20 protein-coding genes are annotated in these 20015 nt (G+C 66.1%); 15 read left to right on the top strand and 5 right to left on the bottom strand.

The genetic code is table 11. The annotated features are described in order from the left end of the window. The first annotated feature begins 1 nt into the window (after window position 1). Window positions 2-646, top strand: coding sequence for a nucleoside triphosphate pyrophosphatase (locus tag HYG77_RS27845; RefSeq protein WP_109331321.1), 645 nt, complete (start codon window positions 2-4; stop codon window positions 644-646). On the opposite strand, the gene HYG77_RS27840 is transcribed toward HYG77_RS27845, so the two are convergent. Beyond that, on the bottom strand, window positions 566-2350 hold the full coding sequence (locus tag HYG77_RS27840; RefSeq protein WP_208961245.1) for an MFS transporter: 1785 nt from the start codon (window positions 2348-2350) through the stop codon (window positions 566-568). The two genes, HYG77_RS27845 and HYG77_RS27840, sit on opposite strands and share 81 nt — an antisense overlap. A 250-nt stretch (window positions 2351-2600) precedes the next feature. On the opposite strand from HYG77_RS27840, the gene HYG77_RS27835 reads away from it, so the two are divergent. The 10 genes from HYG77_RS27835 to HYG77_RS27790 all read left to right on the top strand — a co-directional run bounded on the left by HYG77_RS27835 (window position 2601) and on the right by HYG77_RS27790 (window position 11796). After that, entirely contained in the window at window positions 2601-4082 is a 1482-nt protein-coding gene (locus HYG77_RS27835; RefSeq protein WP_208961244.1) for a condensation domain-containing protein, read from the top strand. After that, window positions 4082-5524 carry a condensation domain-containing protein gene (locus HYG77_RS27830; RefSeq protein WP_208961243.1) on the top strand — a complete coding sequence of 481 codons (1443 nt, stop codon included), beginning with the start codon at window positions 4082-4084 and terminating at the stop codon, window positions 5522-5524. Before HYG77_RS27835 ends, HYG77_RS27830 begins: the two co-directional genes overlap by 1 nt. A gap of 36 nt (window positions 5525-5560) precedes the next feature. Beyond that, window positions 5561-5986, top strand: a complete 426-nt coding sequence (locus HYG77_RS27825) for a hypothetical protein (protein ID WP_208961242.1) — start codon at window positions 5561-5563, stop codon at window positions 5984-5986. A gap of 91 nt (window positions 5987-6077) precedes the next feature. After that, the gene (locus tag HYG77_RS27820) at window positions 6078-6977 is read left to right on the top strand and encodes a sulfurtransferase (RefSeq protein ID WP_208961241.1); all 900 of its coding nucleotides are present in this window, start codon (window positions 6078-6080) and stop codon (window positions 6975-6977) included. Then, window positions 6974-7390: a SufE family protein gene (locus HYG77_RS27815; RefSeq protein WP_109331326.1), complete on the top strand. Its 417-nt coding sequence runs from the start codon at window positions 6974-6976 to the stop codon at window positions 7388-7390. Before HYG77_RS27820 ends, HYG77_RS27815 begins: the two co-directional genes overlap by 4 nt. Window positions 7391-7410: 20 nt before the next feature. Continuing rightward, the gene (locus HYG77_RS27810; RefSeq protein WP_109331342.1) at window positions 7411-8787 is read left to right on the top strand and encodes a condensation domain-containing protein; all 1377 of its coding nucleotides are present in this window, start codon (window positions 7411-7413) and stop codon (window positions 8785-8787) included. 131 nt (window positions 8788-8918) lie between these two features. Next, window positions 8919-10709, top strand: coding sequence for an acetyl/propionyl/methylcrotonyl-CoA carboxylase subunit alpha (locus HYG77_RS27805; protein ID WP_208961240.1), 1791 nt, complete (start codon window positions 8919-8921; stop codon window positions 10707-10709). A 16-nt stretch (window positions 10710-10725) separates the two neighbouring features. Further along, window positions 10726-11121: a DUF1707 domain-containing protein gene (locus HYG77_RS27800; RefSeq protein ID WP_109331344.1), complete on the top strand. Its 396-nt coding sequence runs from the start codon at window positions 10726-10728 to the stop codon at window positions 11119-11121. Window position 11122: 1 nt separating this feature from the next. After that, window positions 11123-11461: a hypothetical protein gene (locus HYG77_RS27795; RefSeq protein WP_208961239.1), complete on the top strand. Its 339-nt coding sequence runs from the start codon at window positions 11123-11125 to the stop codon at window positions 11459-11461. Between the two features lie 2 nt (window positions 11462-11463). Then, the gene (locus tag HYG77_RS27790) at window positions 11464-11796 is read left to right on the top strand and encodes a VanZ family protein (RefSeq protein ID WP_109331365.1); all 333 of its coding nucleotides are present in this window, start codon (window positions 11464-11466) and stop codon (window positions 11794-11796) included. Here the strand turns inward: HYG77_RS27790 and HYG77_RS27785 are convergent. The 3 genes from HYG77_RS27785 to HYG77_RS27775 form a co-directional block, all read right to left on the bottom strand. Further along, window positions 11760-12548 carry a tyrosine-protein phosphatase gene (locus HYG77_RS27785; protein WP_208961238.1) on the bottom strand — a complete coding sequence of 263 codons (789 nt, stop codon included), beginning with the start codon at window positions 12546-12548 and terminating at the stop codon, window positions 11760-11762. The two genes, HYG77_RS27790 and HYG77_RS27785, sit on opposite strands and share 37 nt — an antisense overlap. Beyond that, window positions 12545-13888, bottom strand: a complete 1344-nt coding sequence (lat, locus tag HYG77_RS27780; protein ID WP_208961237.1) for an L-lysine 6-transaminase — start codon at window positions 13886-13888, stop codon at window positions 12545-12547. Before lat ends, HYG77_RS27785 begins: the two co-directional genes overlap by 4 nt. Window positions 13889-13953: 65 nt before the next feature. Then, the gene (locus HYG77_RS27775) at window positions 13954-14418 is read right to left on the bottom strand and encodes an Lrp/AsnC family transcriptional regulator (protein WP_109331368.1); all 465 of its coding nucleotides are present in this window, start codon (window positions 14416-14418) and stop codon (window positions 13954-13956) included. Between the two features lie 30 nt (window positions 14419-14448). On the opposite strand from HYG77_RS27775, the gene HYG77_RS27770 reads away from it, so the two are divergent. The 4 genes from HYG77_RS27770 to HYG77_RS27755 all read left to right on the top strand — a co-directional run bounded on the left by HYG77_RS27770 (window position 14449) and on the right by HYG77_RS27755 (window position 18454). Next, complete coding sequence (locus tag HYG77_RS27770; protein WP_208961236.1) at window positions 14449-15675, top strand: DUF1338 family protein; 1227 nt, start codon at window positions 14449-14451, stop codon at window positions 15673-15675. Next, window positions 15672-17189 carry an aldehyde dehydrogenase family protein gene (locus HYG77_RS27765; RefSeq protein ID WP_208961235.1) on the top strand — a complete coding sequence of 506 codons (1518 nt, stop codon included), beginning with the start codon at window positions 15672-15674 and terminating at the stop codon, window positions 17187-17189. The genes HYG77_RS27770 and HYG77_RS27765 overlap by 4 nt, the downstream gene beginning before the upstream one ends. Window positions 17190-17219: 30 nt before the next feature. Continuing rightward, the gene (locus HYG77_RS27760; protein ID WP_109331373.1) at window positions 17220-18224 is read left to right on the top strand and encodes an acyl-CoA dehydrogenase family protein; all 1005 of its coding nucleotides are present in this window, start codon (window positions 17220-17222) and stop codon (window positions 18222-18224) included. Between the two features lie 86 nt (window positions 18225-18310). After that, a complete protein-coding gene (locus HYG77_RS27755) occupies window positions 18311-18454 on the top strand; it encodes a hypothetical protein (RefSeq protein ID WP_162603256.1) in 144 nt (47 codons plus the stop codon). Between the two features lie 27 nt (window positions 18455-18481). On the opposite strand, the gene HYG77_RS27750 is transcribed toward HYG77_RS27755, so the two are convergent. Beyond that, entirely contained in the window at window positions 18482-19939 is a 1458-nt protein-coding gene (locus tag HYG77_RS27750; protein ID WP_244373280.1) for an HNH endonuclease signature motif containing protein, read from the bottom strand. Between the last annotated feature and the right edge of the window lie 76 nt (window positions 19940-20015).

Raw genomic sequence — 20015 nt, 5'->3', positions numbered from 1 at the left:
TGTGACAGCGTTCGTACTTGCCTCGGCCTCCCCGGCGCGGCTCGCTGTGCTGCGCAGCGCCGGGGTCGAGCCGATCGTCCGGGTGTCCGGCGTCGACGAGGACGCGCTCATCGCGGCACTCGGTGCCGAGGCGTCCCCGGAGCACGTCGTCACCGAACTGGCCCGCGCCAAGGCCAAGGATGTGCTGCCCGGCCTGACGAGCGAGGGCCTCTCCGACTTCGTGGTGGTCGGATGCGACTCCATGTTGCTGCTCGACGGCGAGTTGCAGGGCAAACCCGGGTCGGTAGAAGTTGCGCGCTCTCGCTGGGCGTCCATGGCCGGCCGTAGCGCGACCCTGCTTACCGGCCACAGTGTTCTGCGGGTGGTGAACGGCTCGGTGATCGGCGACGCCCACGAGTCGAGCGCCACGGTGGTTCACTTCGCGAGCCCTGAGGACTCCGACCTCGAGGCGTACCTCGCCACGGGAGAACCCCTGCAGGTTGCGGGCGCGTTCACACTCGACAGTCTCGGTGGGTGGTTCGTCGAGCGCATCGACGGCGATCCGTCGAGCGTGATCGGGATCGGTCTACCCCTCGTGCGCACTCTCCTCGGCCGGGTGGGCGTCGGTATCGCCGAATTGTGGGCGACGTCGGGCCGTACCGCCTGACTCTGCTTCACCCTGCCGGTTCCGCCGCGGAAGGGTGAGCGACGCCACGCCGATTGCCGCGGCCACCGCCGAGATGATCCAGAGGATGCGCCGCTCCGCCTGCAGGAAGGCCTCACCCGCCGCCGCACGCGTGGATTCTCGGGCGGCGACCAGGGCGGAATCTGCGATCTGCTGCCCCGAAGCACCCCAGGCCGTAGCGCTTCCCGGCCCGAGCGACCGGCAATCGTCAGGCACCTTCATCGGCGAGGTGGATCCGAGCTGGTCCGTGGCACACCGCACGAAGGTCTCCTCGGCCCGCGGAACGAGGGGCGCCGGCACACCGACTCGTACCAATTCCGCGGTGAGGGAAGATCTCTCCGCCTGGACAGCCTCCGACGACTGCGTAGCCACCAGGTTGAAGAACACCACCCCGATCACGGCGAGGCCGAGGGAACTGCCTACCTGCTGGACCGTGGGGAGCAACCCGGACACCGAGCCCGCATTGTCGGGTCGCACAGTGGCGAGGATCGCCGTCTGCAGGGGGGCGACGAACAACCCGAGCCCGGCACCTCCCATGAACAACGGACCTGCCAAGGCCCCCCACCGTGGATCGGTTCCCTCGTGCTGTAACTGCGCGGCCAGCACGACGAGCGAGCCCGCGAACAGGAGCATGCCCAGCGGAAGTACGAGGTTGCCGATTCGCCGGTAGACCACCGAAGACGCCAGCGCGGCGATACCCGTACCCAGCGCCCACGGCAACGTCATCACCCCAGCCCGCAACGGGGAGAATCCGAAGCCGAACTGGAGCGTCAGCGAGATGGTGAAAATCAGCGAGGTAAGTGTCCCGAAGAATACGAAGGCGATGGCGGCGCCGATCGAAAACGCCCGATCGGCGAACAGTTCCACCCGCAGCACCGGGTCACCACCCCGGCGCCCGAGACGCCACTCGTACACGACGAAGGTGATGAGCACCGGCACGGAGCAGGCCAGCATCACCACGATCGAGGTCGGCCAGTCCCGCTCGCGTCCCTCCGCCAGTGGGAAGATGAGCAGGAAGAGGCCCACCGCCGACAGGACGGCGCCGCCCACGTCGAGTCGCCGGACACCGTCAGCCTTGGCGTCGACGAGATAGAAGTACCCGAGCACCAGCGCGGCGATGCCGAGCGGGATGTTGACGAAGAAGATGAGGCGCCATCCCCACCCGAGCAGATCCCACTGGATGAGAAGGCCCCCGACGAGTGGACCTGAGATCGTCGCAAGCCCGATGGTCGCCCCGTAGATGCCGAAGACCCGCGGGTGGGCACGTTGGGGAAACAGGCCCGAGATGATGGCGAAGGTCTGGGCAGACATCGATCCGGCAGCGAGGCCCTGCACGGCCCGCGACAGGACCAATTCCATCGGCGTCTGTGCCAGCCCGCAGAGCAGGGATGCGAGAACGAACACGGCCAGAGCGGTGAGGAAGATCCGGCGCCTGCCGAGCAGATCACCCAACCGAGCGGCCGTGATCAGCGAACATGCGAACGAGAGGGTATACACGCTCACCATCAGCAGCTGGGCAGACACCGAAGCGCCCAGTTCGACGGCGATGCTCGGCAGCGCGACGTTGACGATCGTGGCGTCGAGGAGTTGCATGAACACGGCAGCGAGACTGGTGGTGAGACCCAGCCACGGGGCCCATCGACCAAGCTCTCTGCGGTCGGGGACTTCAAGCTGTGTCACAGGCATCCGCACAGGCTAGTAGCCCGATGTGTGCCGCGGGTTGTGAGGTAGCTCAAAAAACCGAGATAGTACGCCAGGAAGTTGCAGCGTAGGGGGCGTTTGATCGACACTTGACTGGGCAGAAACCGACCTGTAATCAATCTCCGTACTCCGTTACCTCTCGCGGTAAGGCACTCAGTGCCGCATCCTGTTGCGAGACGCGCGTGCACGACCGAACTCGCACACCTCGACATTCGACAACCTCAGGAGCCGCTCGATGGACTTGAACTTGATCACCCACTGGAGACCACAGCCTGGGAGGGTCGTCGAGTGGAAAGTAACGGACATGAGTGCACGAGCGGCTGCACAGGCTCCGGTCGACCCTGCCCTGCCGACCACCATGCAGGAACGACACCTGAGGCGGGCACGACTCGCCGCGCAGAACGGGGAGACGCAGTCCCCCTGGATCGGTATCGCGTTCGATTTCCCCGGCAGACTCGACAGGGCCGCCATGACGCGAACCCTCGAGCGGTACGTTCTGCGGCACGACACCCTCCACAGCTGGTTCTCGTTCGCCGACCCAGTAGCAGATCCCACGGATACCACGAATCCCATTCGGCGACACGTCGTTCCGACCGAGTCCATCAACCTCGCCCCAGCCGAGAGCGCCGTTCTGGACAGGCCTGAGCAGGTACGCGACCACGTCGCGGCGCGCTTCGCGAACGACACCAGTGCACTCGCCTGGCCGGCCTTCGTATTCGGTGCAGTAGAGCACTACGCGACTGACGCACCCGACGCCGAGGAGAGCTTTACTCTCTTCCACGCGATCGACCATGCGCACACCGACATGCAGTCGATGATCCTGATGTTCGCCGAGACGAGGATGATCTACCAGGCCGAACTCGACGGCGTGGAGCCGGAATTGCCGGACCCCGGCAGCTACGTGGACTACAGTCGGCGCGAGCGTGAGAAGGCCGCGACATTGACGATGGCGTCTCCGGAGGTGCACGGCTGGATCGGTCACCTCACCCGTAACGGAGGAAGCTTCCCGAGCTTCCCCCTCGACCTCGGAGCGTCCGACGCGCCGAAGCCGGCCATCGGCAGCCGGTTCGAGCTGGCCGACGCACGGGACTGCGAACTGTTCGGGGTCGCATGCAAGGCCAACGGTGCCAATTTCATCGGTGGTGTGTTCGCGGCACTGGCCATCACCGAACACGAGCTCGTCGGACGCGACCGTTACATGGCGCTCTCCCCGGTCACCACCCGCAACGATCCGCAGTTCTACTGGTCACAGGGGTGGTTCATCAATCTTGTTCCGGTCGGATTCGAATTGGACGGCGACACCACGTTTTCCGGGCTCGCGCAGCGCGCGCAAGAGGCATATCGCTCCGGTAAGACACTCGGCGAAGTGTCGGTGCAACAGGTGATCGACACGGTGCTGGCCGCCTCGGGCCCGGGCACCCTGTCACAGCACACGACACTCACCCCTCCCCCGATCGTGTCGTACATCGACGGACGCAGGTTGCCCGACACCGAGAACTTCTCGTCCACCCGCGCCACCGGCATCGTGGGAGGGAAGGCAACTCAGATCGCCTCCATCTGGATCAACCGGGTCCTCGAGGGAACGTGGATGGCCATCTCCCATCCCGATACCCCGGAAGCACATCGCTCCGTCGCCGCCTATGCCGGACGCCTGTCGACCATCATGAAAACCGTAGCCCGCGAGGGTGATTACCGCTCGCCGGAGGGGGTGCGCTAGTGCACGTCACGTCCATCGACAAGTACATGCTCGAACCCGGCATCGTGACCGAATGGTCCGTGGACCCGGGTGTGGTGTCGCAGTCGGCGGTGCCGCCGTCCTACAACCAGCTATTTCACCTCGACACCGCGCGCACCCACGGTATCGGCCGGAGTGTATGGATGGCAGCGGCTTTCGATCTTCCGGGGCGGCTCGACAAAGAGGCCCTGGAACTCGCGCTCGTTCACTTCATCCGGCGTCACGACACCCTGCAGACCGGGTTCGATGTCACCTCCGACGCGTTGATGCGTGTCGATCTCGACCCCGCCCTCGCCTCGGTGGTCGCCTCCGATCCGGTGCCCACGTCGTCACCGGACGAGCTTCGTGACCACCTGCGACGCCGCTTCACCGAGGCCTGCGATCCGTTGACGTTTCCCGCGTATCTCTTTGCGACCATCGAGCGCGACGACCACTACACCGTTGTCAGTGCCTTCGACCACACCCTGGTCGACGGCTACTCGCTGGTCATTGCGCTGGGTGAACTCCGACAGATCTACCAGAAGCTGTTGTCGCACAGCGTGTCCCGCGGCATCACCGCGGCGGAGTTGACCGAGGGACTCGGCGCTCCCGGCAGCTTCCTGCGGTATTGCGAACTCGAGGCCGAGACGCCGGCCACCGAGCTGGGTGACCCCCGGGTTCGTGAATGGGCACGGTTTTACGAGCGGTGCGGCGGCACCGCGCCGAGTTTCCCGTTGGACCTGGGTGTCGAAGCCGGCAAACCCGCACCGCAGGGCGCCGACGTCCGCCCGCTTCTGGGCACCGCCGACGCCGAACGCTTCGAGGAGATCTGCTTCGACTCCGGCGGAAGTCTGTTCACCGGCACGCTTACCGCGATGGGGTTGGCTGTCCAGTCGATCAACGGCACATCCCGGATGCCGCTGCAGTTTCCGCTGCACATTCGCCAGGACCCGCAGTGGGCAAACGCACTCGGATGGCTCACGACGAGTGCCCCCCTGACCGTAGAGGTGACCCCCGACGGCGACTTCCAGTCCTCGCTGGCGCACACGCATGCGTCCTTCCGCACCGCCCTGACCTTGAAGGGCGTCACGATGGCCCAGGTCCGCGAATCGCTCGGCGACGCGTACCGGCGAACCCGGACGGACGTGTTCATGGTGTCCTACATCGACTACCGCCGACTCCCGGGCACCGACGATCACGACGAGTTGAACGCCCACCACATCAGCAACGTGACGGTGGCCGACGACGCACAATTCTGGATCTCACGAACAGGGAGGGGCCTTGCGCTGCGCTCCCGATTCCCCGAAACCCCGACGGCAAGGCGTGCGGTCACCGACTTCCTCGAACGGCTGCGCGAGATCATGCTGAACATTTGTGAGAACGGTGTCGCACCCATCGCCGAACTGACCACCCAGCTGCACCTCGAGGGCACTCCCGTCATCTGACGCCTGCCCAGCTCGGTCGGACGGATCGACAATGCGTTGCCGCATGGTCAGCGCGATGTCGACCGCCCGCATCCGTGCACGGCCTGCGACCTCGCCGCCGAACAGGTCGTCGACACTGGCGGTCCACAACTCGACCCATCGGTCGAAGTGCCGGGCGGTGAACCCGTGCTGCCCGTGCAGCGCGCGGTGGACGGCGAGGACGCCGCCGCGGTAGCTGCCGGACCCCAGAAGGACCGACTCCCAGAAGTCGCACATCACGGGGAGATGGTCGTCGAGTCCGACGGTCGCGAGTGTGTCGAACGCTGTTCGGAGGATCGGATCGGCGAACGCCCGTGCGTAGAAGTGCCGCAGCAGCAACTCCAGGTCGGCGCGGGTCGAGATGTCGGGCATGAAACCTCCGTTCACGGGGCGAATCTCCGCATGCCGAACGCGCTGCGGCGAACCCCCGGTCGGTTACTGTGAACGCCGTTCGGACGAACTCGAGCCGTCGGCCTAGAATTGGCTTTCGTCCCACCGAGTCTGCCCCGTCGTCCAATCCCGCAGGAGCCCGCCCGTGCCCGTAGCGCCAGATCCCACGCCCTCCTTCGCCGAGTACGCCCACCCCGAACGGCTGGTGTCGACGGAGTGGCTCAACGCACATCTGGGAGCGCCCGGCCTCAAGGTGGTGGAGTCCGATGAAGACGTCCTTCTCTACGACGTCGGTCACATCCCCGGTGCCGTGAAGGTCGACTGGCACCTCGACCTCAACGATCCGGTCACCCGCGACTACATCGATGGCGAGAAGTTCGCGGAACTGATGAGCCGGAAGGGCATCAGCCGCGACGACACCGTCGTGATCTACGGCGACAAGAGCAACTGGTGGGCCGCATACGCGCTCTGGGTGTTCACCCTCTTCGGGCACGAGGACGTCCGCCTCCTCGACGGTGGCCGCGACGCGTGGATCGCCGAGAACCGGGACACCGCGTTCGACGTACCCGACATCACTCCCACCGACTACCCGGTGGTGGAACGCAACGACGCCCCGATCCGGGCGTTCAAGGACGACGTGCTCGCCCACCTCGGCAAGGGCCCGCTCATCGACGTGCGTTCTCCTCAGGAATACACCGGCGAGCGCACACACATGCCCGATTACCCGGAGGAGGGTGCACTGCGCGGCGGTCACATCCCGAGTGCGCAGAGCATTCCGTGGGCCAAGGCGGCGGCGCCGGACAGTCGTTTCCGCTCCCGCACGGAATTGAACGAGATCTACAGCGGCGTGTCCGCCGCCGACGACATAGTCGCGTATTGCCGTATCGGTGAACGCTCGAGTCACACCTGGTTCGTGCTCACCCACCTGCTCGGTTACCCGCAGGTCCGCAACTACGACGGATCGTGGACCGAATGGGGCAATACCGTGCGCGTTCCCATCGTCAGGGGTGAGGAGCCGGGCGAGGTCCCCGGCTCGTCGTCATGACACTGATGCCCGATTCGCTTGCCGAGATCGTCGACGACTTCGCTGCCGTCGACGGTTCCGACAAGCTGCAGCTGCTGCTCGAGTTCAGCCGTGAACTGCAACCTTTGCCCGCCGAGCTCGAGCAGGACGCCATGGAGCCCGTGCCGGAGTGCCAGTCGCCGCTGTTCCTGTCGGTGGACAGTTCCGACCCCGAGCACGTGCGACTGCATTTCAGCGCACCCCCGGAGGCGCCGACGACGCGCGGTTTCGCGTCGATCCTTCAGCAGGGTCTCGACGGCCACAGCACGGCCACGATCCTCGGTGTACCCGACGACTTCTACTCCGCCCTCGGGCTGGCGGACGCCGTCAGCCCGCTCCGGTTGCGCGGCATGTCCGCGATGCTCGCACGCATCAAGCGGCATCTGCGCGGCTAGGCCGATTTAGCCGACAGCCTATGGAATTCACAGAACTCGCCGATTACCCCATACCCGTGGGAGCTCTCACCGAGTGGTTGCCGTGTGCGCGCTCGGCGTGGATCGACGATCCACGCCCGGCGTCGTACATCCACGAGGCGCACCTGCGCCGCTGCGCCGCTGCCGACGGGCGTGAGTCCTGGCTCGGGACCGCTTTCGAGATCGAGGGCCGCCTCGATGTCGCCGCTTTTCAGTCTGCACTCGAGAAGTGGACCGACCGGCACGAGGTGCTGCGCTCACACACCTCCTTCGATCCCGCCCACGACACCATCCGACGGCGCACAGTACCGGCCGGCGGATTACACATCGGCGTCATCAGCCACGGTTACGACGCTGCGGGCGGTGACAACTTCGCCCACCTCCAGCAACTGTTCGACGAGTACGCGTCTCCGCACAGCTGGCCTTCCTATGTGTTCGCGACGCTCGAACCGGTGGAGCGCGATCGGTTCACCGTGTTCTTCGCTGCCGACCACTCGATCATCGACGGGTTCTCGATCGTGCTGGTCGCGCACGAGTTGACGGCGCTGTACGAAGAAATCCTGTCGGGTCGGGCCGCCAACCTGTTTCCGGTCGGTAGTTACGTCGATTTCGGGCGGGACGAGCGGGAGTCACCTGCCGACGCCGACGTGCAGCGCGAGGCACTCGACGTGTGGCGGGGTGCTCTCGCCGATCGAGGACTGCCGGAGTTCCCTCTCGAGATCGGGCCGCGCACGCACGATGCGCAGCAAAACCTGTCGGCGTGGATTCTCGACGCCGATCAGGCAGCGGCCTTCTCTACGGCTTGCAGAGACGCCGATGTGGGGTTCTTCTCCGGGCTCCTGGCGTGCTTGGGCCTGGCAGGCGCGGAAGTCGCCGGGCAGCAACGTTTCCGCACCATCACGCCGGTCCACACCCGGCATGCGCCCCAGTGGGCGTCGGCGCTCGGATGGTTCGTCGGGCTCAGCCCGGTCGATTTCGAGCTCCCCTCCCACGAGTTCGGGGAGGTGGCCCGCGCCGCGGAAGCGAACACGGCCCGGACCAAGCCGATCGCCGTCGTCCCGTTCGACCGGATCGAGCGAGAACTCCACCTCCCCATCCGGCCTCGCTTCGTCGTCTCCTACATGGACGTCCGATTCGTCCCGGATGCGGGCCAGTGGGTCGACCGTAATGCCCGGGCGCTGCGAAGCCGGCAATACACCCACGATGTCTATGCATGGATCAATCGCACACCTCGGGGAGTCAATCTGGCGGTCCGATATCCGGGCAACGACATCGCTGCGGCGAGCGTCCACACCTGGGTGGCGAGCCTTCGGCGGCAACTAGAACAGGTTGCAGTAACCTACCCGTCGGTAGGGCGTGAAGTGTCGCTGAAGCCCTGACGAAAACCTCGATCCGGTGACGACCGCGTTCGGTTCAGTGCTTAGACTCCGAAGTGATGCCCGTATCCCACCGCTGGTGCGACTTCACGGAACCACCGCGGCGACCGACCACATGAACCACAGGAGGCTCAGTGCCCAGTCATGCCAGCGCGCACATCACGAAGGTGCTCGTCGCGAACCGCGGTGAGATCGCAGTGCGGGTGATCCGGGCCGCCGCCGATGCCGGGTACACCAGTGTCGCGGTCTACGCCGAACCCGACGCCGATGCCCCGTTCGTGCGCCTGGCCGACGAAGCATTCGCGTTGGGTGGGCAGACCTCCGCCGAATCGTATCTGGTGTTCGACAAAATCCTCGACGCCGCCGCCAAGTCCGGCGCCGACGCCATCCACCCCGGCTACGGCTTCCTCTCCGAGAACGCCGACTTCGCCCAGGCCGTGATCGACGCCGGCCTGATCTGGATCGGCCCCTCCCCGCAATCGATCCGCGACCTCGGCGACAAGGTCACCGCCCGGCACATCGCCGAAAAAGCGAAGGCCCCGATGGCCGCCGGCACCAAGGACCCGGTCAAGAACGCCGACGAGGTCGTCGCGTTCGCCAAGGAATACGGGGTTCCGGTCGCGATCAAGGCCGCCTTCGGCGGCGGCGGCCGCGGCATGAAGGTCGCGCACACCATCGAGGAAATCCCCGAACTGTTCGACTCCGCCACCCGCGAGGCCGTCGCCGCGTTCGGCCGCGGTGAATGCTTCGTCGAACAATATCTGGACAAGGCCCGCCACGTCGAAGCCCAGGTCATCGCCGACCAGCACGGCAACGTCATCGTCGCCGGCACCCGCGACTGCTCCCTGCAACGCCGCTTCCAGAAACTCGTCGAGGAGGCCCCCGCCCCGTTCCTCACCGACGACCAACGCAACCGGATCCACACCTCCGCCAAGGCCATCTGCAAAGAGGCCGGCTACTACGGCGCCGGCACCGTCGAATACCTGGTCCAGGGCGACACCGTCTCCTTCCTCGAAGTCAACACCCGCCTGCAGGTCGAACACCCCGTCACCGAGGAAACCGCCGGCATCGACCTGGTGCTGCAACAGTTCAAGATCGCCAACGGCGAGGAACTCGACATCCTCGAGGACCCCACCCCCCGCGGGCACGCCTTCGAGTTCCGGATCAACGGCGAGGACGCCGGCCGCGGGTTCCTGCCCGCCCCCGGCCCGGTCACCAAGTTCGTCCCGCCCACCGGCCCCGGGGTGCGGATGGACTCCGGCGTGGAAACCGGATCGGTGATCGGCGGCCAGTTCGACTCGATGCTCGCCAAACTCATCGTCACCGGCGCCACCCGCGACGAGGCCCTCGCCCGCGCCCGCCGCGCCCTCGCCGAATTCCAGGTCGAGGGGCTGGCCACGGTCATCCCGTTCCACCGGGCCATCGTCTCCGATCCCGCCTTCATCGGTGACGGCACCGGCTTCGACGTCTACACCAAGTGGATCGAAACCGAGTGGAACAACCAGATCGAACCGTTCACCGGCGGCCAACCGGTCGACGAGGACGACTCACTGCCCCGGCAGAACGTGGTCGTCGAGGTCGGCGGCCGCCGCGTCGAGGTGTCCCTGCCCGGCCAGTTCAGCCTCGGCGCCCCCACCACCGGCGGTAACGGTGCCGTCCGGAAAAAGCCCAAGGCCCGCACCCGCGGCGGCGCCGGCGGGGGCGCCGCGTCCGGTGACGCCGTCACCGCCCCCATGCAGGGCACCGTCGTCAAGGTCGCCGTCGAGGAAGGCCAGGAAGTCGCCGAGGGCGACCTCATCGCCGTCCTCGAGGCCATGAAGATGGAAAACCCGGTCAACGCCCACAAGGCCGGCATCGTCACCGGACTGACCGTCGAACCCGGCGCCGCCATCACCCAGGGCACCGTCCTCGCCGAACTCAAATAGGTCCGAGATCACTCACATGTCCGACCTCCCCGACATCCGTATCGGCACGGCCGAACGTGAGCAGGCCCTCGACCTGCTGAGCGAGCATTTCGCGGCCGGCCGCCTGACGGTCGTCGAGTTCGACGAGCGCAGTGCCACCGTGGCCGGGGCGACCACCCGCGGCGAGCTCGATCGAGTGTTCGCAGACCTCCCGACTCCCGCCGTCGCCGCCCCGGCCACACCGCGCCCCACGTCGACGAAACCCGACGGTGACCACAACTGGCGTCGCATCGTGATGTCGGTGATCCCATTGGTGGCGCTCGTGCTGTTCTTCGTCGTCCCGGTCGACAACAGTTGGTTGTTCTTTCTGATGATCCCGGCCGCCGGAGCAATCCTTTTCGGGACGCGGAACGACCGCGAGCGGGATCGCTGACATGGAACCCGTCGAAGTCAATGCCGGCGGCTGGTATCTGCGGGCACTCCGCGCGGATGAACGGGTCGACGACCGGCCGGCCCTCGCCGACGGCGGTATCGACGACGCCGACTACATCGCCCGACGGACCGCGCAGTGGTCGAGCGACGAGCACTATTCGTGGGCGATCTGTCAACCCAACACCGGTGAGATGCTGGCCGAGGTCGGACTGACTCGATCAGGTGATACCGCGGTGCTCAGGGGATGGGCTCGGACCGGGCACGACGCCGCCCTTGCCAGTGGCGCCGATGCCGTACAACGCTTCGCGGAAGGCGCGTTGGGGTTGACGGTCCAGCGGTGACGATGCGGTCCGTTCCCGTAGTCGCGCTCACGGGGTTGGCGCTGATCATGCTGCTGTCGCCGGCCTCGGCAACGCCAACGGGTCCCGAACACGCCGACAAGGTGGTGCATGCCCTGCTGTTCGCGGCGCTCGCAGGCGCCTCCCGCTACGCACTGCTGCCGGTTCGGGTCACGGTGCTGTGGCTCGCAGCGTTCGCTGTGGTCACAGAGGTCCTGCAGGGCATTCTGCCGATCGGGAGACACGGATCCGTGTGGGATCTGCTTGCGGACACGCTAGGTGTAGGAATCGGCCTCGCCGTTCACTCCGCAGTCATGCGCTCCCGCAGCAACGCCTGACGCTCCGCGTCGAGGCCCAGGCCGTCGGAGAAATAACCCTCGATTGTTCCGAAAGACGTCCGCATCGTGGCGAGGGACACCTCCAGATATTGCCGGCGTACACCGAGCACCGGTTCCAGCAACGAGGGGTCTCCACCTGCATCGGTAAACTTCTCGAAGACCCCGGCGAAGGACGGCAGTAGAAGTTCATTGGTCAGCAGGTAGTCGTCGAACACGTCCTCTTCACTGACACCGAGCAACAGCAGCAGGGCTGCGGTAGCCCACCCCGTCCGGTCTTTGCCGGTGGTGCAGTGCACGAGGCCGGGTGTGCTGTCATCCGCCGCAAGGTCCCGGAAGAGCTCCCGGTACGACGACACCGCGCTCGGCATCGATACGAAATCACGGTAGCTGCCCTCGAAGTATTCGATCGCCCGACCGCCGCCGAGTTCACGTTCGGCAATCATCGGGTCGGCGATCACCTGGAGCATCTGCGCGGGGATCGATCGGATCCCCTTGTCGGCGAGAACGTCCAGGGCAACTGCTCGTGCCCCGTCCGGCAGCTTGTCGGGTGCGACTTCGCGTTCGTCGGCGGTACGGAGGTCGTAGACGGTCCGAATTCCGAGGTCCGCGAGTAGCGGCATGTCTGTGTCCGCTACCCGACCGAGATCGGTCGAGCGATACAACACGCCGGTGCGCACCTTGGCCCCACTCTCTGTCCGATATCCGCCGACGTCTCTGAGGTTGGGCACGGAGGTGAGCGCAATGGGGGTCATCCGTCGACGGTACCGCCCACCACTCGGCCCAGCGCATCGACGGCGGCGTCGAGTTCTGCGGTAGTGACGTTCAACGGAGGACGGAACCGTATCCCGCACTTACCTGTCGGGAGAACAAGTACCCGTTCGCGCTCTCGCAGTGCCGTGACCACTTGGTCCCGCCGAGATGTCGTCGGCAGGCTGATCGCGCACATCAGACCGCGACCACGAGGCTCGGTGATCTCTGGCACTGCCGCGGCCAGCTGGCGGAGCCGCTCGAGAAGGTGCGCCCCTGTCAACCGGGCGCGGTCCACCAGGCGATCGTCCTCGATGACCTCGAGGATCCGGCGCGACCGCACCATGTCGGTGAGGTTGCCACCCCAGGTGGAGTTGATGCGGGAACTCACTGCGAACACGTGGTCCGGGATTTCGTCCACCCGGCCACCGGCCATGATTCCGCACACCTGGGTCTTCTTGCCGAATGCCACGACGTCGGGGCGAACACCCAGTTGCTGATACGCCCAGTTGGTTCCGGTCAGTCCACACCCGGTCTGCACTTCATCGAAAACGAAGAGGGCGTCGTTCTCACGGCACAACTGCTCCATCGCCTGGAAGAAGTCCGGCCGGAAGTGGTGATCGCCTCCTTCGCCTTGGATGGGCTCGGCAATGAAACATGCGATGTCGGAGGGATTGTCGGCAAACGCGCGCCGCGCTTGTTCCAGGGCACGGCGCTCGGCCACCTCGACGTCGCGTCCCTCGGACAGGTAGGGGGCGTCGATCCGCGGCCACTGAAATTTGGGGTATCGCGCTACTTTCCCCGGTTCGGTGTTCGTCAGCGACATCGTGTATCCGCTTCGGCCGTGGAAAGCCTCGGTCAGATGCAGCACCTTCGTTCCGAGCGCCGGGTCGATTCCGCGGCGTTCGTTGCATCGGCTCTTCCAATCGAAGGCCACCTTCAACGCATTCTCGACCGCGAGGGCGCCGCCGTCGACGAAGAACAGATGCGGCAGTGCGGGATCCCCGAGTACGCGGAAGAAGGTGTCGACGAAGCGCGCCATCGGCACCGTGTAGATGTCCGAGTTGCTCGGCTTGTTGATCGCCGCTTCCACCAGCTCCTCGCGGAAGTCGTCGCTCTCTGCCAGCGCCGGATGATTCATGCCGAGCGCGGATGAACCGAAGAACCCGAACATGTCGAGGTAGTCCGTTCCGTCCCGCTCGTCCACGAGGTGCGTTCCTCGAGACTGCTCGAGATCGAGCACCAGGTCGAAACCATCGACCAGAATGCGCGCACGCAGTACGTCCTGGACCTGGTCGGCGGACAACTCGCCCTCGCCGCCGGGAAATCGAATCGCTGTGCTCATATCGAGAGATTACGTCATATTTCCTGCCATACGCATGTCAACCGAGAAAACATACGGTGCGTCCGCTAGCTGTCGTAAAATGTTTGGAGAATGATCGTGCTGCGGGTGTGTACGTTGGCGGTGGCGCGGATCTCCTGAAGAAGATGTTCGAGTTCCCGGGGGGACGCCACCCGCACCAGCAGAACGTAGCTTTCGTCACCCGCCACCGAATGACACGCCTCGATGGCGGGCAAGTGGCGCAGACGGGCAGGCGCATCGTCCGGTTGGGACGGATCGAGAGGAGTGATGGCGACGAACGCCGACAAACCGTGCCCCAGCGCTTCGGGGTCGATCTTCGCGGTGTACCCGCGGATGATCTTTCGGGCTTCGAGCCTGCGGACCCGGGACTGGACCGCAGAAATCGACAATCCCGCCTTCTCGGCGAGAGTCGCCAGGGTCGCACGGCCGTCGGCAACCAACTCCTGCATCAGAACCCGATCGATGTCATCGAGAGGAGTATGGGGTGTGTCGCTGCGAAAAGATTCCACCACCAGCGCAGGCTAGCCCAGCGGAGGTGCGTCATGGTTGAAACGTGGGAGCTCCGAGCCCGGTTCGCCCGTGCACTGTCGGTAATGTACAGCCGTGAGGTACCGATTTATACTACGCTCCGACAGGTGACCGGGGAGGTCAACGCCGATTTCGCCGCACGCGAGCCCGCGGAGGCGGAGCGATGGGGCAGCCTCGATCGAGTCACCGCGGAGCTGCACGGCGAGATCCGCTTGGGTAGTGCCGCAGAAATCCGTCAGGCCGCGATACTGTTTGCCGGATTCGGGATGCACCCCGTCGGCTTCTACGACCTGCGCGATGCCGCCACCCCTTTACCCGTCGTCGGGACCGCCTTCCGTCCGATCGATTCGTTCGAACTGAACCACAACCCGTTCGGCATGTTCACCTCGGTGCTCACGACTGCGGATCACCGGTTCTTCGACGCCGATCTGCACGCACGCCTCGAAAGGTTTCTCGCCGGGCGGTCGCTCTTCCCGACGGAGCTGTTGCATCTCGCCGCGCTCGCCGCCGAAGAGGAAGGTTTGACTGCTCCCTCGGCCGAGCGGTTCGTGTCACTCGCGGCCACGGTGTTGGTGCGGACGGAACTACCGGTCGACAAGGGGTGGTACTCCGAGCTCGAAGCGGTGTCGCCGGTCGCCGCGGAAGTCGGCGCAAGCGCCGGCACCCATATCCACGCCCTCAGGCCCCGCGTGCTGGATATCGACGAGTTGAACCGCCGCATGCGGGCGCTGGGCTTCACGATGGTCGACGGCATTTACGAACCTCCCGAGTGGGATGGGCCCGCCGTTCTCCTCCGTCAGACCTCGTTCCGTGCGATGTCGGAGCCCCACCAGTTCATCTCGAGCGGCGGAACAGTCGTGGGAGAAAGGTTCGCGGGGGCCGAGGCTCGTGGCCTCGCCCTGACGCCTCCCGGACGCGAGCTCTACGACCGGTTGGCTGCCGCGGACGCCGACGCGGCCGAGTGGGAGCGCCGGTTCCCGCGCACCGAAGCCGAACTCGACAGTCGAGGGATGGCGTACTTCACGTATCGACGCGAGGGTGGCCGGCACATCGCCGAACCGATCGTGTATGAAGACTTCCTCCCTGCGCCGACGGATCACGCCTGTACCCGCGCCGAGGTCGACTGCGGCGCCCGGTACCACCTACCCTGGCTCGCCGAGACACTCGGCCGGGCCGTGCACGACCCGTACGCGCTCTATCAGGAGCAGCAGGACAGATCCCGAGAGAGGACAGCATCGTGAACCTTCCCGCCCCCGAGGAGTTGCGCCGACGCGCCGAGGAAGCACTGATCAGGTGCGGTGCCGACATCGGTGCTCCCAGCGGTGCACTCGTGGCCCGAAGCCCCATCACCGGAACCGACCTGCGGACGGTCGATACGAGTAGCGCCGACGACGTCGACGCGGCGATCTCCGCGGCACACGAGGCCTTTCTCACGTGGCGCTCGGTTCCGGCGCCCCAGCGTGGTGCCGTCGTGCGGCGGCTCGGACAGCTACTGACAGAACACGAACGCGACCTGGCGGAACTTGTCACCCTCGAGGCCGGAAAAATTCCCTCCGAGGCGCGGGGCGAGGTGCAGGAGATGATCGACATCTGCGAGTTCGCCGTCGGTCTCTCCCGGCAGCTGTACGGCAGGACGATGGCATCGGAACGTCCGGGGCACCGCTTGATGGAGACCTGGCATCCGCTGGGTGTCGTCGGTGTGATCTCCGCCTTCAACTTTCCTGTCGCGGTGTGGTCCTGGAACACGGCGATAGCGTTGGTGTGCGGGGACACCGTGGTGTGGAAGCCCTCGGAGAAGACTCCGCTGACGGCGATCGCCTGCGACGCCCTGCTGGCGCAGGCCGCACACGATGTGGGAGCGCCCACGGGCCTGCACGCACTGGTGCAGGGATCTGTGGACGTCGGCGAGCAACTGGTGGACGACGCCCGGGTCGCCTTGGTCAGCGCCACCGGATCTGTGCGGATGGGCCGCGCCGTCGGACCGCGGGTCGCGGCGCGTTTCGGCAAGAGCCTGCTCGAATTGGGCGGCAACAACGGCGCGGTCGTGGCCCCGTCAGCCGATCTCGACCTCGCTGTGCGCGGCATCGTCTTCTCGGCTGCAGGGACTGCAGGTCAGCGCTGCACATCGCTCCGCCGGTTGATCGTGCACTCCTCCATCGCGGACGAGCTGCTGAACCGGATCTCCGCGGCCTATCGAACATTGACGGTCGGAAACCCCTTCGACGACGGCGTACTCGTCGGCCCCCTCGTGGACTCGCAGGCATTCGACGCCATGCAGACGGCCCTCGACAAGGCTCGTGCCGACGGCGGAACAGTAATCTGCGGCGGCGAACGTCGCGGGACAGACAACCCCGCCTACTACGTCTCACCCGCATTGGTACGCATGCCGGCACAAACATCGGTGGTGCGGGAAGAAACGTTCGCACCCATCCTCTACGCCCTCACCTACGACACATTCGACCAGGCCATCGCGATGCACAACGAAGTCCCGCAGGGGCTTTCGTCGTCCATCTTCACCACCGACCAGCGTGAGGCCGAGCGGTTCCTCGCCGCGGACGGTTCAGACTGCGGCATCGCCAACGTCAACATCGGCACGTCGGGGGCGGAGATCGGCGGGGCGTTCGGCGGAGAGAAGGACACCGGCGGCGGACGGGAATCCGGATCCGATGCCTGGAAGGCCTACATGCGTCGCGCCACGAACACCGTCAACTACTCCGACCAATTGCCGCTGGCGCAGGGTGTCGAGTTCACCTGATCGCGCCGGTGGAGCGGTTACGCTCGGGAGGTGAGCAACTGGGCCGAAATGGCGCGAGAGATCGCCGAGAACGTCCTGTTCCCGGTGGCGGACAGCGTCGATGCCGATGGTGAGGTCCCCGACAGCCATTTCGAGACTTTGGCCGCCGACGGCTTCTACGGTCTCGCAGCGCCTGACGACGAGAGCGTGACACCGTCCGTCCTGGTCGATGTACTGGAAACATTGTGCGGCGGGTGCCTCGCGACCGCCTTCACGTGGATGCAGCATCACGGAGTGGTCGCCGGTCTCGCGGCCTCACCCAACACCACCCTGCAGGGACGGTACCTCGACGGGCTCGTCGACGGCACCGTGCGAGCCGGAGTCGCGCTGGCCGGAGCCATTCCGGTACCACCCACGCTGTGGGCGCGCCGGGTCGAGGACGGGTACGTGCTGGACGGCGTCGCACCGTTCGTCACCGGTTGGGGCATCGTCGACCTGCTTCAGGTTTCGGCCCGCGACGAGTTCGACGACACCATCGTGCACGTCATCATTCCCGCCCAACCGCTTCGCGGGCTCACCGCAGCAGACCTACCGCTGATCGCCGCCCGCGGTTCCAACACCGTTCGCCTCACCTTCGACGGCCTCGCAGTGCCAGGCGAACTGGTAAGCGCCGTCGTCTCGCCCGACGACTTCGCGAAGAGCCAACTGTTCGGCTCCTGGATCAACGGGTGCATGGCCATGGGCATCACCCGCCGCGCGATCAGCGAACTCGAAACTCTGGGAGTCGATTCGGACCCGTTCGAGGAGCAAGCTGCCCGAGCACGACTCGACCTCAACGCGGCATTGGAGGGCAGAGCCGACATCGCCGACGCGCGGGCACGGGCATCCGAACTCGCCGTGCGGACCGCGACGGCGCTCGTCACCGCCAAGGGCAGCTCCGCTCTGATCGCGGGCAATACCGCCGAGCGGTTGATGCGCGAAGCTACCTTCACTCTGGTCGCCGCCGGACGTCCCGCAATCAAAGCCGCACTGCTGGAACGCCTGAACCGCGACTGACCGTCCCACTCCGACGTGTCGGTACCTTCGTCTACGGTCTGACGATTGCCCTGCGAAGCCGGGCCCTCCGACCGAAGCGAGTCAACGTGTTCAGGATCGTCCGCGCAGTGGCAGTGGTGTTGCTCGCGTGCGTCATCGGTGCGTATGCCGCGGCGGCCGCACTGCCGCCCGACACGGTCGAAGTGCCGTGGCCGTTCGCGCCGGCGTCCGCAGATTCCGATGTCGTCTGACCAAGCTTGGCAGCGGCCACAACTTCGCTACGGCACAGCATCACCCCCTTCTCGTGGTGCACGCATTCCACGCCGTGCGTGGTCGATCAACTCGCCGGGATGATGGCGATGATTGATGCGAGGCCTTCGGCCGGGGTCGACGTGCGGTGGCGGAATCCATTCGGTCCTGCCGGGATATCGACCCTCAGCAGTCCTGGTGACCCACCCGGCGGCGCTGTCATCGACCCGAGCGTGGCAGGCATCGCAAGCTAGAGTGAGGCCGTCGATGTCGGTGGTACCGCCTTTCTGCCAGTCCGTGACGTGGTGGACCGCGCACATGCTGGCCGGCGTCGCGCATCCTGGGCGGGTGCATCCGCCGTCGGCGGCGATCAATGCAAGCCGCTGATCCGCACTGGCCAGACGCCGGCGGCGTCCCAGATGCAGGGGACGGCCGTCATGGTCGAACAACACCAAGACCGGGTGGGCCTGCTCGGCCAGCGCCAACGCATCCTCGATCGGTAGAAGGCCCCCGCTGGCTGTGGTGGCAATCCCTCCGATCGCCCTCTCGAGTTGCTCGAGCGTCATGGTGATGATCATGGTGGCAGGCAGACCCCGGTGCCGGCCCAGGATTCCTGATTCCAGCACGGCTCGAAACATGGCACTGAACGCGTCGTGGTTGCGTTGCGCCGTGGTGCGCGTGTCCCGGGCGGCCGCGGCGGCGAGAACGTCCGAATCCACAGTGGGGTGCTCGGCATCGCCCGTGGGCGAGGATGGATCGGCCGGATTGTTCATGCCCGGTCGCGCCCACTTGGCGAGAATCGGATCGAGCAGTGCCCGCGCCGTGGGGTCGAGTTCACCGGAGATTCGCGACATCAATTCCGTGTCCTGCCGGCCGAGGGTGAGTGCCCGGCGGCGGGTGCGGTCGATGTCGTCGCCGAGATTCCCGTCCGGATTCAGATACGCGAGAAGTCGGTGCCCCGCCTGCTCGACGTCCTCGGGCGTCCCGTCACGAGCCACTCGCGCGAGAGTCGATTCCGCGGCCTTGGTGTCGTCGGCGTCGACCGCGTGTGGGATCTTGCGCAGAATCCTCGACACGGCTCGGGCATGATCGGCGCCTATGTCGCCATTCCGTTGCGCGGCCGCGGTATCCGGAAGAGCGGCCGGGAGAGATTCTCCGGTCGAGGCGTGCCACACCCCGAGTTGCCGGGCCGCGCTGACCCGGGCTGATGCGTCGGCCGCGGATATACGCAGGACGTCGACCAGGAATTTGTGGGGCGAACGGTAGCCGAAGGATGCGGGCAGGGACCGTTCCACGCTCTCCACAACCAGCCGGTGCGACACCGCACCGGCGCGGCGAAGGGCGCGTTCCAGGTTCCTGATCGCGTCGACCACCTCGGCGTCCGACAATCCCACCACGTCGGCGCCCAGCAACCCGTCCACCGCAGCGGTGAGCAGCGACAGCTGCCCCGCCACCCGGCTCTCCGCCGACCCCCCAGTCGAACTCATGTGCGAAACCTAGCTCAGCGCTCCGACACACTTTTCCAACTGCACCTGTCGTCCTCTCGGCCGTTCGGGCAGACGT

Source organism: Rhodococcus sp. ZPP (assembly GCF_017656075.1).
GTDB classification, from domain to species: Bacteria; Actinomycetota; Actinomycetes; order Mycobacteriales; family Mycobacteriaceae; genus Rhodococcus_F; species Rhodococcus_F oxybenzonivorans.
The sequence above is the reverse complement of the archived record's forward strand: the minus strand, read 5'-3'. Positions and strand labels throughout refer to the sequence as shown.

Coding starts and splice junctions, on each gene's coding strand:
- HYG77_RS27795 (WP_208961239.1), top strand. CDS start 11,123: ATGGAACCCGTCGAAGTCAATGCCGGCGGCTGGTATCTGCGGGCACTC.
- HYG77_RS27840 (WP_208961245.1), bottom strand. CDS start 2,350: ATGCCTGTGACACAGCTTGAAGTCCCCGACCGCAGAGAGCTTGGTCGA.
- HYG77_RS27750 (WP_244373280.1), bottom strand. CDS start 19,939: ATGAGTTCGACTGGGGGGTCGGCGGAGAGCCGGGTGGCGGGGCAGCTG.
- HYG77_RS27770 (WP_208961236.1), top strand. CDS start 14,449: ATGGTTGAAACGTGGGAGCTCCGAGCCCGGTTCGCCCGTGCACTGTCG.
- lat (WP_208961237.1), bottom strand. CDS start 13,888: ATGAGCACAGCGATTCGATTTCCCGGCGGCGAGGGCGAGTTGTCCGCC.
- HYG77_RS27800 (WP_109331344.1), top strand. CDS start 10,726: ATGTCCGACCTCCCCGACATCCGTATCGGCACGGCCGAACGTGAGCAG.
- HYG77_RS27785 (WP_208961238.1), bottom strand. CDS start 12,548: ATGACCCCCATTGCGCTCACCTCCGTGCCCAACCTCAGAGACGTCGGC.
- HYG77_RS27835 (WP_208961244.1), top strand. CDS start 2,601: ATGGACTTGAACTTGATCACCCACTGGAGACCACAGCCTGGGAGGGTC.
- HYG77_RS27790 (WP_109331365.1), top strand. CDS start 11,464: ATGCGGTCCGTTCCCGTAGTCGCGCTCACGGGGTTGGCGCTGATCATG.
- HYG77_RS27815 (WP_109331326.1), top strand. CDS start 6,974: ATGACACTGATGCCCGATTCGCTTGCCGAGATCGTCGACGACTTCGCT.
- HYG77_RS27810 (WP_109331342.1), top strand. CDS start 7,411: ATGGAATTCACAGAACTCGCCGATTACCCCATACCCGTGGGAGCTCTC.